At 66.6% G+C, this 13,338-nt stretch carries 10 protein-coding genes and 3 pseudogenes; 4 read left to right on the plus strand and 9 right to left on the minus strand.

The features are described from left to right. Positions 1-129 precede the first annotated feature (129 nt). From ABZ079_RS27700 to ABZ079_RS27715, 4 genes are all read right to left on the minus strand, one after another. Positions 130-1,356 carry an MFS transporter gene (locus tag ABZ079_RS27700; RefSeq protein ID WP_356942170.1) on the minus strand — a complete coding sequence of 409 codons (1,227 nt, stop codon included), beginning with the start codon at positions 1,354-1,356 and terminating at the stop codon, positions 130-132. Between the two features lie 365 nt (positions 1,357-1,721). After that, positions 1,722-2,171, minus strand: coding sequence for a carboxypeptidase regulatory-like domain-containing protein (locus ABZ079_RS27705; RefSeq protein ID WP_356942171.1), 450 nt, complete (start codon positions 2,169-2,171; stop codon positions 1,722-1,724). A 112-nt stretch (positions 2,172-2,283) separates the two neighbouring features. Next, the gene (locus tag ABZ079_RS27710) at positions 2,284-3,594 is read right to left on the minus strand and encodes an SH3 domain-containing protein (protein WP_356942172.1); all 1,311 of its coding nucleotides are present in this window, start codon (positions 3,592-3,594) and stop codon (positions 2,284-2,286) included. A 23-nt stretch (positions 3,595-3,617) separates the two neighbouring features. Further along, positions 3,618-4,961 (minus strand): hypothetical protein, encoded by a 1,344-nt coding sequence (locus ABZ079_RS27715; RefSeq protein WP_356942173.1) that lies wholly within the window; start codon positions 4,959-4,961, stop codon positions 3,618-3,620. Positions 4,962-5,778: 817 nt separating this feature from the next. On the opposite strand from ABZ079_RS27715, the gene ABZ079_RS27720 reads away from it, so the two are divergent. Continuing rightward, positions 5,779-6,615 (plus strand): thermonuclease family protein, encoded by an 837-nt coding sequence (locus ABZ079_RS27720; RefSeq protein ID WP_356942174.1) that lies wholly within the window; start codon positions 5,779-5,781, stop codon positions 6,613-6,615. Positions 6,616-7,050: 435 nt separating this feature from the next. Here ABZ079_RS27720 and ABZ079_RS27725 read toward each other — a convergent pair. Continuing rightward, positions 7,051-7,208, minus strand: a pseudogene (locus ABZ079_RS27725) (transposase); the annotation flags it as partial. A 22-nt stretch (positions 7,209-7,230) separates the two neighbouring features. Then, entirely contained in the window at positions 7,231-7,536 is a 306-nt protein-coding gene (locus ABZ079_RS27730; RefSeq protein WP_356942286.1) for a hypothetical protein, read from the minus strand. Here ABZ079_RS27730 and ABZ079_RS27735 point away from each other — a divergent pair. Beyond that, a pseudogene (locus ABZ079_RS27735) lies at positions 7,424-7,673 on the plus strand (MFS transporter); the annotation flags it as partial. The gene ABZ079_RS27730 and the pseudogene ABZ079_RS27735 sit on opposite strands and share 113 nt — an antisense overlap. Positions 7,674-7,736: 63 nt before the next feature. Here the strand turns inward: ABZ079_RS27735 and ABZ079_RS27740 are convergent. Continuing rightward, positions 7,737-8,738: a hypothetical protein gene (locus tag ABZ079_RS27740; protein WP_356942175.1), complete on the minus strand. Its 1,002-nt coding sequence runs from the start codon at positions 8,736-8,738 to the stop codon at positions 7,737-7,739. Positions 8,739-9,544: 806 nt separating this feature from the next. Between ABZ079_RS27740 and ABZ079_RS27745 the strand changes: the two are divergent. Then, a pseudogene (locus ABZ079_RS27745) lies at positions 9,545-9,721 on the plus strand (transposase); the annotation flags it as partial. A 61-nt stretch (positions 9,722-9,782) separates the two neighbouring features. On the opposite strand, the gene ABZ079_RS27750 reads toward ABZ079_RS27745, so the two are convergent. Next, positions 9,783-11,192 (minus strand): PLP-dependent aminotransferase family protein, encoded by a 1,410-nt coding sequence (locus tag ABZ079_RS27750; protein WP_356942176.1) that lies wholly within the window; start codon positions 11,190-11,192, stop codon positions 9,783-9,785. Positions 11,193-11,276: 84 nt separating this feature from the next. Here ABZ079_RS27750 and ABZ079_RS27755 point away from each other — a divergent pair, with 84 nt between their 5' ends. After that, complete coding sequence (locus tag ABZ079_RS27755; protein WP_356942177.1) at positions 11,277-12,038, plus strand: metallophosphoesterase; 762 nt, start codon at positions 11,277-11,279, stop codon at positions 12,036-12,038. A 269-nt stretch (positions 12,039-12,307) separates the two neighbouring features. On the opposite strand, the gene ABZ079_RS27760 is transcribed toward ABZ079_RS27755, so the two are convergent. After that, positions 12,308-13,318 carry a helix-turn-helix domain-containing protein gene (locus tag ABZ079_RS27760; protein ID WP_356942178.1) on the minus strand — a complete coding sequence of 337 codons (1,011 nt, stop codon included), beginning with the start codon at positions 13,316-13,318 and terminating at the stop codon, positions 12,308-12,310. Between the last annotated feature and the right edge of the window lie 20 nt (positions 13,319-13,338).

Here is a 13,338-nt window from a genome sequence, read left to right on the forward strand (position 1 = left end):
TGGCTTTCTCGCAGGCCGGTCGTGGTTTCCGCGTGGCGCTGATGGTTCCGTCAACCCTTCGCATCTTGTCCGTCGCTGTGATTCTGGCACAGCGGGTTCCGCCGTGAACCGGTTCGCGGCGGACCCCGCTCAGGCGGCCTTCCCGACGGTCCGCACGAGGCTGAGCAGTACACCGAGGGAGAGCACGGCGACCACCGCGCTGAACGTCTCGCCAGCGGGGCGGAGGCTGGTCTCGCGGATGAGTACTCCCACCCCGATCGCGGGCACCGCCAGCATCGAGTAAAGGATGGCGAAGAAGGTGGAGACCGACGCGCCTCGGTGCTCGGGAGCGCTGTGTGTGGTGATGCCGCCGATGCCGTGACCGACGGCGATGCCCGTCGCCAGTCCGTTGACTGTGGCCCCGATGAGCAGGGGAGCCAGGGTGCCGGTGGCCATCGCGGTGGCGATCAGGCCGGCCGCGACGATCAGGCCCACGCACGCCGCGGGGAGGGCGGTGGCGGGCTTGAGGGTGCGGACGAGGAGCTGACCGAAAGCGGTGCACGTGAAGGCGATGAAGACCACGAGGCCGGTCAGTGTATGGCTGGACTCGTTCAGCACCGTGCCCAGGAACAGGCCCGTCACGGCGGTCAGGACGCCGAGTACGGCGAAGCCCGCGCCTGCCGCCATCGCGCAGCGCAGGAAGTCCGACCGGATCTCGCCCGGGACGTGCAGCGGCTGGAGCTGCAAGGAGAAGCCGGACCGGTGGGTGGAGCTCTCGCCGTTCACGATGACACCGAGCGCGCCGATGACTGCGAGGGCGAGCATGACGATCCAGGGGGTGCGCAGAGGGGACGGTGCGACGTCCGCCAGGATGCCCGCCAGCAGTGTGCCGCAAGCGAGGCCGCCCATGTTCGCGAACAACGCGACGGTGGCGGGCTTGACGCGGCTGTGCTGTCCGAGCCGCTCGGTGAGTGAGGCCGTGGCGGCGCCGGTCACGAGGGCCGCAGAGAAACCGGATATGACCCGGGCGACGAGCATGGCGGCGACGTTCTGGGCCAGGAGGAAGACCACCGCCGCGCACACGGACAGCAAGGTGGCAGCGACCAGGACGGGGCGGCGTCCCACCTGGTCCGAGAGCCGGCCGAAGACCAGCAGCCCGAGGACGACGCCCAGCGCGTAGACGGCGAAGACAACGGTCACGGTGAACGGTGTGAATCCGAACTCCGGCCCGTACAGCGGGTAAAGAGGGGTGGGCGCCGTGGTGCCCGCCATGGTGATCCAGAAGGCGAAAGCCACGCTGAACACCGCGAGGCCGGAGCCGCGCGCCCCTTCTGGTGCGCCGGTCTGGTCGATGGCGCGGACGGTCGAGTTCCCCACTGCAGTGGCCTCTCGTGAGCGATTGAGTACGGAAGACGCGGATGTATGGCGAGACTTAACGTTGCGTCTAGTCTCGAGACTAGACTAGACGTTGCGTCAGCACGGGGACGTGAGGCACTGGCGATGGGGGGAGGTTCTTGCCCAGGCCGAAGCCCTCGGCGCCTGAACGGCCGTACCCCGCCTCACCTGTCCGAGCAGCATCCGGCGTGCCTCGCCGATCCGAGGATGGGCAGTTCCGACCGAACTCAGTACCGCCCCGACCTCATCGCCGGGTGCCTTGCAGGAACAGGAATCTGCCTCATCCAAACGACGTCGCAGGTTCAACGGAGAGTTCACGGGCCAGTTCTTCGGCCGCCTGCGTGCCTCTAAGTCTGTTCGCTGAAATACCGGTGAAGCGTTTCCTGGGCTTCTTGAAGCACCCGGCTCTGCTGTTTGAGCATTGACAGGCGGGCCCGTGCTGTTGCTGGATAGCCGTCGCCCACCTCCCCGTCACCCAGCGCCGCGGCGAGGAGGTATCCGCTGAGCGCGTCTACCGCCGATACCTGATCCGCGTCCTGGCCGCTACGCATGAGGTAACGGTCCAAGGGGACCTCGTCACTGGCCAGAACGTTGGCGACTACAGAAGGCTGCCAATCTTGGGCGTTGTTGAGCGTGGGGTGGGTGTCGAATCGTACGGTGACCGAGTCACCGTGGGGCACCTCCACGGTGTAACGGCCTTCGTCGTCGGTGTAGGCGTGATCGATGAGCGTCAGATCACTGCGGTAGACACTGACCTTGATCAGGGGGATCGGATCATTCCGGGTGATGCTTCGCACATGACCAAACATCAGAGTTTCCTCACTGAAATAGCATCATGCCGGGGCGTCTAGGCATCGTTACGGTGGCCGCCTGACATGTGACGGTCCGGGGCCGGGCTTGCTGGCGTGATCACTGCCTCGAGCAGGGAGGGATCGGCGTGAGGTTCTTGATGAACCGGGCCGATGCCCAGCCCCGTGGCTCCTGCGCGAGCCTGTACCAGACCCTGTTCCCGTCCACCAGTTGTCCCTTTGTCTTGCATTCGATGGTGACGGCTTGGCCTGGAAGGAGGCTGCCGACCAGGGCGGACTGGGTGCTGGGCCGGCTCCGCACGTTGAGGGCGGTTTGGGAGACGACCTCGCCGCGTCCCAGGAATTCACCGGGGCTCGCGGTGGGCGCTCCGGCCTTCGGGCAGTCGGGCACGATGGCCGCAAGCCAGGCGACGACCTGTGGCGCGGGCCGGGTGAGTTCCGAACCGTCGAAGCCCTCGGCTCCGCTGAGGACGAACGGACCCAGGGCAAGGGTTCGGGTTCCGGCCGCACGGGCCCGGTCGGTGCTGCTCCAGTGAGCCTTCACCACCAGTCTCCGGACTACCAGCATCCTCGTAGTGATCACCGGTAGCATCCCCGGGTTGTCTCTGGGCTCACCGTTGGAGAGCCCGTTGACGGGCAGGCCGGGGACGGTCCAGCCGCTGAGCTCGCAGAGGTGGGAGCGAAGCCACGGTCGTTTCAGACCCACCACTCGGTACTCAAAGGAGAGTTCCACTCCCGACGTCGCAGTGGTGACCGGCGCCACCCTTGCCGTGAAGTCGACTGCCCTGCTCGGATCATTGAGCTCGTCCGGCAGCGTCGCGGCTGCCGCCGTGGGTCCGGCGTCCTCCCACAGCTGTGGTAGTTCCGTCCCGGTCTCTATAAGCCGCCATTGCAGATCTGGAAGTTCATCGGGTACCACCACCGCGTCGCTCGGGTCCGGCAGGGGGTCGGGATGGTCACCACCGATCCGGAACGACGCGCTCGTCCACCCACCCTCGGCCAACCAGTCAGGCGGGTCGGTCAGTACAGGACGGTAGACATCGCCGAAGAGCCCGACCCGTGCCCTGGCCATCAGCTCGAATTCGGCCCTGTTGTCACTGACGAGGGCTGCGATGGTGATCCGCACCGGGTCGTTGGTGGGGCCCGTCGGGGCTGCGCTCCGCAGAACGAAGTCCCACACGTCCTCGTAGGTTCCTCCCCTGTCCAGGAAGGTCGCCGACGCGGCGGGAATCGTACCGGCCAGGTCGGCCAGCGCCTCCATGGCCTCCGGAGTCCCGGCGGACATCCCGGAGACGTCCTTTCCCGACGGCTCCAGGATGACCAGTGACGACGCGTTCGGAATGGCCTGGGGCGCCAGCAACTTCGCCAGGTGACCGAAAAGTTGATCGCCGGCCGATGTCAGTGCGGGCACTTTGCACCTTCCTCCGCAGTGGATCACATGGGAGGGCAGGGCGGGACCTTGAGGCATACGAACCCCAGGACCTGGATGTCCGGGACAGTGAGGCCCTGCTGATCACCCCGCGTGGTGAACTTTTTGCTCTCCGAGGAGAAGCTGTACTCTCCGGACACCGCGAACGGTCCCCAGCCGACGCTGACCGAACCGCTCGTCGCCTCCTTGATGTGCTGGGAGTCCTGCGCCGACCAGTTCGCCCGGATGTTGACGTCGCGCACCATCACCACTGCGATGGGGATCAAGGGCATCATCGGGTTCGGGCCGCCCGAGATCAGACCCGGACCGCCGAGCGAGCCCAGGCTCCAGTTGGGGAGACGGAACAGCGTCTCGTCCATCCATTTGCGGTACACCGAGCAGATGCGCCACTTGAAGGAAACACCGATGTCCTTGGTCTCCTCCGACATCGCCTCGCGGCTCTCGGCGTGCTGCGCACCCCCGCCCACGCTCCAGAGCCCGAGCTGCACCTTGGCCCCGCCGCCGTACGCCTGTGCTTCGGAGGTGAACTCGCTCTTGTGCATTCGCTGCGAGAAGTTGTACGTGGGCCAACTCGACCCGTCAGAACTGCTCCAGTCCGACGGGAGTATGGACGTGCGGAGAAATTCCTCCAATGAGTTCTCTCTGGCTAGACTGAAGCCGATGATCCGGAACTGGGCGTCCTGGAACGCACGTGCGACCTGCCCCCTGTTCATCGTCGCCAGTTGAGCCTTGGCCGCCGCCACCTGGTCACGGCCCGCCGCACCCCAGTCGGCGAATGCCCGCTTCGGCCCGTCGAGGGCCTGGGCCCCTACGATCGGCCACACCAGCTTGAGTGCCGGATCGGCCTGTGCCGCGGCCCAAGTCGCTGTATAGGTGGTGAGAGCGGCATCGAAGTCGGCGTGCGCCTTCTTCTCTGCGTCTGCCAGGGCTGTGGGCCGCTCCACCGTGCGGCCCTCCTCGTCCGTCCCTTGCTCCCAGAGCACCTTCTTGAGTTCGTCACGCTTGGCCTGATCCTCCGGAGGAGGTGGCGGTTCGTGCGTTATCACGCCGCTCACTATTTTTCGGTATACGTCCGAAACGTGGCCACCGATCGGGGCATATACGGGGCTGAGCGCGGGAATGGCGTCCACGAGATTTGCGATGTGGTATGCGCTTTCAACGCTGCCATGCAGGTTTCCCGGGGTGAAGGGGTTTCGGAAGTCGGCGCCGTTGAGCACCATTCCCCGCTGAGCCATGGTGAAGATGGTAGTGGCGCTGTCGAACGCGGACGGGAAACCGGTGGAGGGATCTTTCCCGCTGATCACCTCAAAAATTCGGTCGTACAGCGACAGGGCGATACGTTCGTCCAAGGACATAACCCACAACTCCATTGCATTGCAAGCCCAGGTCGTATTCAACCTTGGCGGGATACGAGGAATGGCCCCGGCGTGTGCGTACGGTGCCCGACGGGCCAGTGGCAGCGTGCTGCCATGAACGGCCAAACCCGAGGCGAGCTGTCGGATTCATCTGCGCTCGGCATCTGAGGCCTAGAGCACTCCCTCGGTTCACCCGAACCACTTGCTGAGACAAATCGCCTAACTCCATGCTAGGCGAGGCACTGCTGAACCTCATCTGGATCACTCGGGATCGCCGCCCGGGCCTCGTCGAGCGGGAGTTACTATGGGAGCAGGTCGATCACAGCGACGCAGGCCCGCCCTCGGCGCCTCACGTCAACGGCGGCCCACGGACACCTCCTCTGACCCGCTTGGCCGCCCTTGGTGAGGGCCGCGATCCGTGGCACGAGGAGAACCCGGCAGCGAGCGAGAAGGCAGCGGTTTCTCTCTACCGGGCGCACGGCTGGCACGCCGTTGGCGTGATCGGTCACCTGGATGGGCAGCGGGGGCGCAATCCGCTCTCCGGGCCGTCAGATCTGACCACGTCTGGCAGTCAGCGCAATCCCGGGAGCTGGCGTCGGCCACGCCGACGAAGAACAGGGGCAAGCGGTTGGGGCTTGCCGGTGACAGCGGGGGCCTTTCGTCCCCGGCCCGCCCATCCTCCGAACCGACAACGGGCCGACATGTACAGCTTGGACTTCTGACGATCCGGACGACTCACGGATCGGCACGGAAACCCAGGACTTCATTGTCGGGCTGAGCCAGGGCAAGACTTCGCAAGGAGGAGAGGAGCATGGTCCTGCTGGTTCTTGAGGGAACTTTCCGCGTACCAGGTGCCATCGCGGAAGGGGGCACAGTCCGCTTCGCCCCCGACACCCCCGACGCCTGGGAGCAGCTCGAGGGCCCGCACCAGGTCACCCTTGATGCCGATGGGCATGCCTGCGTGCGCCTGTACGGGGCCGACACCTTGGAGACGGACTTTCCGACCCGCACCGGAGCCAGCGTGCATCAGCCTTCCGAGTTCGCCGACTTCGCCGGCACCGCGCTGATGCGCCGCGTACGAGGCAACACCGAACTGGTGCAACCACTTGGGGTGCGCGGGCACGTCCTGACCCGCGGGGCCGACGCTCACGGACGGTGCGTGGCGTTCGTCGGCGGCGGCCCGACACCAGCGCCGAGCGGCACCCGCATCCCAGACACAGATGCAGTGCTGCAACAGTCGGCCAACCTCACCTTGCTGGAACTGGGCTTGGCCTACCCCGCCTTCGACCGGGGACTCGGTCCCGGCATACGTGCCGATATGGCCCATGCCGCAGCAAGCGCTCGCGAACAGGGCTTGGGACTGTGGCGCAAGGATGTGACGGCTACCGGAGCGCAGATCACCGGGCTGGACTCACTGGCCGACATCGTCGTCATGCCGGCGCTCTTTCGACGGCTGGTGGACTTCCTGACGCGGAGCGGTCCGGAGACGTCGTTGGCCGGATTCCGTGAGGATCTGCGGCAACGCCACGATCAGGTCACCCTCATATCCACCGGTGCTCAGGCCGGCTTCGACATGCTAGTCAGTGTCTCGGGTCAAACCGTGAGACTGTTGCGTCCCCCGGAGGACCTCGTCTTCGACCAGCCCTGACACCGCAGGAGGCCGATGGTGTCCGCCTGGGCGCTACATGAACGAGCAGGGCAGGCCGGCGCATCACTCACCGTGTGACTGCTGTACCAGCACGAGCCTGACCCGGAAGGACAGCTGATCCCATGGCCTCGGCCCATGCTGGGCATGAGCCTCACCATGGGCAGCAAATACCCAGCCAGGGGGTCGAACGGCTTCGAGGGGCTCCTCGGCTGGGCCCATCGACCCTCGACCGCGTTGTGGAGCGCTACCGGTTCCAGGGTCTCCGGACCGGACACCACGGCCTTGCGCCGCCTGCTGCGGTTTGTCCGTACGCCTGTGGCGGCATCTCTACTGGGACATCGCCCCGTCGGTCCCGGCGGCGCGCACCGAACTGCGGCAGCCGGCCCGAGCCCGGGGAGCAGCGTGGGCCGCTGGGGTCCGCCCGGGCGGCCTCTGCTCCCACTGGATGCCATGTGCAGCACGTACAGGATGCCGCAGACATCCTTCCGACCCGCAACGGGCTCGCGCCCCGGATGCCGGAACCGCCGTTGTTCGCAAGGGAGCAGTGGTCCGATCCGCTCCCACAGTTCATCCGGCAAGACTGCTCTGCCGATCCACGGCTAGGACCAAGGCAGTTCATTGCGTGACCGTTGTTAGCCGGAATGCGACATCACCCGTGAAGGGCAACGGTGCAGTCGCACATCTGCCGGTCACCCGGTGATGAGACCCGCTGGACTGACAGCGAAACGCGCGGCCTTCCACAGGACGGCACGCCATGCCGGCGACCACCACCACTTTGCTGATGGGGTGGCCGGCCGCGGTCTCGGTGATGCCGGGAATCTTCGCCATCGTCACCACCGAGATCCTGCCGCTCGGCCTGCTGACCTCGATCGGATCCGGTTTCACCGTCTCGGACGGGATGGCCGGACTGATGACGACCATGGCGGGCATCCTGGGTGCTCGCCGCTCCACCGGTCACCGAGGCCACGGCACGCTTCGACCGCCGACTGATGCTGTGCGTCTTCATTCTCCTGCTGGCACTGGCCAACTTCCTTGCCGCCGCGGCACCCGACTACTGGGCACCTACAGTGGGCAGCGGTAGCGCTTGCTGGCGGTGCACAAGGGCCTCGCGCTGTCGAGCATCACTCGAATGCCAGTGCGCCAACCCGGACCAGGATCTCCTTGACGCCCTGCCCGAGGCCGGCGCCGGCGCTGGAGACAGCCCACTCGGCTACAGGGGCGAGGACGAAGCCCAGACCGACCGCCACCGCCAGGGCGGCGGCAATGCTGGCCTCGTCCCCGCCCGTGGCGGTGACTTTGAGCTCTAGCTGAATGTCGCCGCTGACCTGTGCCTCGCCACCGGTGACGGCCTGCGGGACGAGGACGTGGCGGGTGGCCGTGTAGATGAGGGCGCCCTCCGCGGCGTCGAAGGCGATCGTCTGGAACTCCTGATCGTCCCCGATGGTGCCGCCGATGATGGGAGTCCCGTCGACTCCAACGCGGAGACTGATCCCGGCGAACAGTCCGGCGACTGCCGCGCGGGACTCGGCTTTGATCCGGGTGCACAGGTTGTCCAGCGCCACGCCGCCGATGTTGCGGGCCAGGCCTGAGGCGACTGCCTGTTCCAGGGCCTTCATGTCCGGTGCCACCTGGCAGGCGAGTGGGAAGGCGTCGCCCCAGGACACCTTGAGCGGGCCGTTCACCGACAGCTCCACGCGGACGCCCGGGCCCTGGATGAAGGCGACCGGCCCCCGGATGGTGTAGGTGAGCGAGGGCAGACCGCTGGCGCTCTGCGGCAGTTCGAGCACCTGGAAGTCGGAGACGACCAGTAGCACCGGTACTCCGCCCGGCGGTGCGTTACCGGGATCGACCAGTTCGATCAGCCGCTCCCACGTCGCGCCGCCGACGTCCACCCGCGCGTCGGCGATCAGCCCTTGGACCTCCTGGAACCCCTGGATCGTGTCACACAGTTCCACGGAGGCCACGCCGTCCCCGATCGGCGGCAGCTCGTCCAGCGGCCGTCCGCCGGCCGGGACTCCTGCGGCGTCGAGGAGTTCGGCGACCTGCTGCTGGTCGGAGGCGAGGTTGCGGCACTGAGTTCCCTCGTTGGTGAGTCCCACCGCGTCTGTCAGACCCCACTTCATCGGTCGCTCCTTTGCCTGGACTTTCCCTCGCCGCTTACCGGGTCGCGTCGGTTCCTGTCTGCCGTCATCGGCGAACCCGCATTTAAGCCTGCGGCCACGGGAGCGGTACCCGTACGTGAAGACCACACTGTGCAGCAGCTCCCACGGCCGGTCCTCCGTCTAGAGCCTGCCCATCCGCATCGATCAGACTGATCTCGTCCAACTAGCACGCCCTGTCAGAGCATGCGAAGATTCCGCATACTTTCGATCACCTGGTCCGAGGCGTCGGTATTTCCAGACCAGGATGACTTGCAAGCCCATAAGTGGCGTCAAATGTATTAGGAACACTGACCCATCGAATTATTCGAAGGAACTAATAAGCTAGCCATGTGGTGGCCGATCAACAGGCGTGCTCCCTCAAGCCCAGGCCTTGGACCCGTAGGATCTGGCGGACGCTGCTGGGAGCATCACTCATAAGGGCTGACGCCTCATTCTCAATCGTAGGTTCCCTGCCTTCCTGCCGCATCTCGAGGTACACCGTTGCTGTGACGTGGCGTCAGGAATGCCACTGGTCGGATGCCATATGTACCACCGGAGGCGGGTGCTCAGGCCAGACCACCCCGACACCCTCACCGTCCGGAGGCAGCCCGCCTACGTCCACGGGAAACGCATGCATGTACAACTACGCTGGCTCGAGGGGTAATGCAACAACCCGCCACAGAGCCACACCCTCGGCCGGTTAGAATTCCTCGGAATGGGGTGGGCCATGCCCTCCGGCTGTGTGACTCGGTTGCTTGGGTGTGAGGAAGCGTAGTCGCCAACCGTGGATGGTTGACGATGCGTTGCGGGCGCGGATCAAGCCGTTGCTGCCTGCCCGGCAGCGCCGACATCGACACCCGGGCCGGAAGGCTCTGGATGACCGCAAGGCGCTGTGCGGCATCCTCTACGTCCTCTGTACCGGCATCCGACGGGAGTGGTCGCCCGCCGAGCTGGGCTTCGGCTCCGTTGTCACCCACGACGGGGCCTTTGTGGGAAGGGTGCGCACGAGAGCGTTGACGGGCTTCGTCACTCAAGGCTGGCCACCAGCTCCTGGACCGTACCGAACAGTGCGTCCAGAGCAGGCCGGTAGGCGTGTTCGGGTGGGGCCGCGAAGCCGATGAGCAGGCCTGCTGAACGTCCTCGGGGATCGACGTGGAGTTCGGACAAGCCGCGCAGGGCAAGTCCTTGCCGGGCGCAGAGGGAGAGGACCGCGTCTTCAGGTGGCCAGTCGGCGGGGAAGGTCAGGAGAGTGTGCAGCCCAGCGGGGACGCCGTGGGCGGTTAGTCCCGTGACACCGGACACGCGGGCCAGGAGCAATTCCCGGCGTCGACGGTAGCGCAGGCGGGTGGCGCGGATGTGGCGGTCGTACGCGTGAGAAGTGATCAGGTCCGCGAGGACGAGCTGGGAGAGGCTCTCGGTGTAGAGATCGGCTTGCTGCTTGGCTTCGACCACCGGCTTCACCAACTGGGACGGTAGGGCCATCCAGGCCAGGCGCAGAGCCGGGCCGAGGGTCTTGGACGCGGTGCCGCAGTAGACGGTCCGGTCGGGAGCGATGCCCTGGAGGGCGCCGACGGGTTGGCGGTCGTAGCGGTACTCGCCGTCGTAATCGTCCTCGATGATCAGTCCGCCGGTGGTGCGTGTCCAGGCGCCGACGGCCTGACGTCGGCTGGGATGGAGAGGGACACCGGTGGGGTACTGATGCGAGGGTGTGAGCAGCACGGCGTCGATCTCGTGCGTCAGCGCGTCGACGCGGGCACCGTGGGCGTCGACGGGCATGGGCGCGGTGGCGAGTCCGGCGCGCTGGACGACGGAGCGGAAGACGTTGTGGCTGGGATCCTCGACGGCTACCGCTCTGGCACCGTTCTGGGCAAGCACAGCGCTGAGCAGGCGCAGACCCTGGTAGTAACCAGAGGTGATGACGATGCGGTCGGGGCTCGTGACCACACCGCGGGTGCGGCCGAGGTACTCGGCGACCGCGATACGCAGTTCGAGCCGGCCTTGCGGGTCCCCGGCTCCGAGCACCACCGAGCGCGCGTCCGCAACCACCCGGCGTGTCGCCGCGAGCCAGGCCCGGGCGGGGAAGGCGCTGACATCGGGAAGCCCTGGGCGCAGGTCATGGCGAGGAGCCGTCGGTATCGGTGTGGCTGACGGGGAGGCCACGGCCTTCGGCGGTACGTCCGCCACGGTGGTGCCCGACCCGGGCCGGGTGGTCAGGTAGCCCTCTTCGACCAGTTGGTCGTAGGCGGCGGTCACCGTGCCGCGGGACAGTCCGAGTTCGCTGGCCAGCCCCCTGGTGGAGGGCAGGAGTGTCCCTGCGGCCAGGCGCCCCTGACGGATCGCGTCGCGCAGCGACGACTCCAGAGCCGAACGACGGCCTTTCGAGGCGTCGAGATCCATGTGCAGGTCGATGCGCGAACCGGACCAGGTTTTCCGCATAGAACTGGATCTTACTCCTGGGCCAGTGTCCTCCTAGCCTCGTCCCAAGTGATGAACAGGCCGGGAGCGACAGGACGTACCTCGATGATCGTGATAGCCCATCTCAGCGACACCCACATCGACAGTGAGCCACGCAGTATCGAACGCACCCGAGCGGTCATGCGCTACCTGGAGGAGCTGCCGTACGACCTGGACGCGGTCCTGGTGACCGGAGACATCACCGATCACGGTCTGCCTGCAGAGTACGAGCAGGCCCGTCGGCTCTTCTCCTCGCGGCACCCGGTGATGCTCTGTCCCGGCAACCACGACAGGCGTGATGCCTTTCGAACTCACCTCCTGGGGCAGACGAGTTCGACGGCCCCGGTCAACCAGGTGCATCGGAGCGCTGACGCGGTCATCGCGATGTGCGACTCATCGGTGCCGGGCAAGGACGAGGGTTTCCTCTCGGACGAAACCCTGGCGTGGCTCGAGGACGTCCTGGCCCGAACCTCCGCCGGAACGCCCGTGCTCATCGGCTTCCACCACCCGCCGACGCAGTTGCACGTCCCGTTCATCGACGGCATCCGCCAGTTCGGAGCCGAGCGGCTCATGGTCCTCGCCGACCGGCACCGCAATATCGCAGCATTCCTCTGCGGTCACGCCCACACAGCCGCAGCGACCGTCTTCGCCGGGCGCCCGCTGCTCGTGGCCCCTGGAGTGGTCTCGACTCTCCGCCTTCCCTGGGAACACCGCGCGCACCCCCAGGACCATGTCCACCTGGACCACCCACCCGCACTTGCCTTCCATGTCCTCGAGGACTCCGGGAAGTTGACCACGCACTTCCGGCACGTCAGCACAGCCCCATGACTCATCACCGGATCGGTGACAAATGGATCTGTCCGTACTGGAAGGCTCGACTCTCTCGCCGAAAGTGATCCGGCCGGCGGACGCCGGGGGCATCGCAGGCCAAGAACGTTGTCCATGAACCGTGCATGGCACCCGTCGTACGAGTACGGTGGCACGCCCGGCGCCTGCATCGCCGTTGCCGGCGAGAAAGTCGCCAGGGGCAGGAGTGTGGTTCGCGGAGGACTGCCCTGGGCCCGGCCTCGAGGGGCACGTTGCCGTGGAGTGCAGGCTCACGTCTGCGTTCGCCGGGTTGATCCGTGGTGGTCGCAGCGACGATGGAATATCGCGCGGTACTCCCTCGGCCGCTGGCCCGTGTGTCTGGCAAAGATGCCGCTGAACGCCCCTGGGTCGCCGTACCCAACGTCGGCGGCGATGCTTGCGACGGTCCTGTCGGTCGTCTCCAGCAGATGTCTGGCTCGGCGCACCCGGACCCTCTGCAGGTACGCGAGTGGCGTCTCGCCGGCTTCGTCGCCGAAGCGACGGAGCATGGTTCTCGTGCTGACGTGGAACTCCTGGGCGAGGGCGGGCAGGTTGTAGCGAACACTGAGGTTCTGGTCGAGCCACCGCTTGACGCTGAGCGAGAACTCCCTGCCCGCAGTGGGTATGAGCCCCGAGTCGACATAGGGAGCCTGCGTGGAACGTGCATCATCGACAAGCGCGATACGCGCGGTGCTACGGGCGACGTGGGGGCCGTCGTGCTCGCGGATGAACTGCAGCGCGAAGTCGTACATGGCGCTGAAGGCCGCTGTGGTCGTCACCCCCCCGTCGGTCACGACCAAGCTCTCCGGGCGGAGGCGCACGTCGGCGTATCGGCGGGCGAACCGATCCGCGAACAACCAGGACGTGGTCGCTTCGCGCCCGCCGAGCAGCCCGGCTTCAGCGACCAGGAAGGCGCCCACGCAGATCGATACGACAGCGGTCCCCGAGGCCGCCTGCGATCGAATCGACACTACTTCCGGTCCCAGCCTTGCGAGTGTCGCGTCGAGATCGATCGTGGGTGAAAGCTCGAAGCCCGGCACGATCAGGACGTCTACCGGGCGAACCGCTGAGACGTCGAGGACCGAGCCGCCGGACGCGATCACACGCCGCCGGGGCGAGATCACCGACGCCTCGTAGGCCGGCTGAACCGACCCCTGCGCCGCGGCCACGTGAGTTGCCATCGCCAGGAGGTCGGGGACTCCGAATACCTCCGACGCGAAGCAGCCGGGATAGGCCAGCACACCAACTCGCAGCGGGCTCATGCGGTTCCTCCGGCGCCTTC

This window comes from Streptomyces sp. NPDC006314, from assembly GCF_040613075.1.
Taxonomy (GTDB): domain Bacteria; phylum Actinomycetota; class Actinomycetes; order Streptomycetales; family Streptomycetaceae; genus Streptomyces.

Bases quoted from the DNA above. Each gene is read 5' to 3' on its own strand.
- ABZ079_RS27720 (WP_356942174.1), top strand. From the start codon at position 5,779: ATGGTCCTGCTGGTTCTTGAGGGAACTTTCCGCGTACCAGGTGCCATC.
- ABZ079_RS27730 (WP_356942286.1), bottom strand. From the start codon at position 7,536: ATGGTCGTCATCAGTCCGGCCATCCCGTCCGAGACGGTGAAACCGGAT.
- ABZ079_RS27740 (WP_356942175.1), bottom strand. From the start codon at position 8,738: ATGAAGTGGGGTCTGACAGACGCGGTGGGACTCACCAACGAGGGAACT.
- ABZ079_RS27750 (WP_356942176.1), bottom strand. From the start codon at position 11,192: ATGCGGAAAACCTGGTCCGGTTCGCGCATCGACCTGCACATGGATCTC.
- ABZ079_RS27755 (WP_356942177.1), top strand. From the start codon at position 11,277: ATGATCGTGATAGCCCATCTCAGCGACACCCACATCGACAGTGAGCCA.
- ABZ079_RS27760 (WP_356942178.1), bottom strand. From the start codon at position 13,318: ATGAGCCCGCTGCGAGTTGGTGTGCTGGCCTATCCCGGCTGCTTCGCG.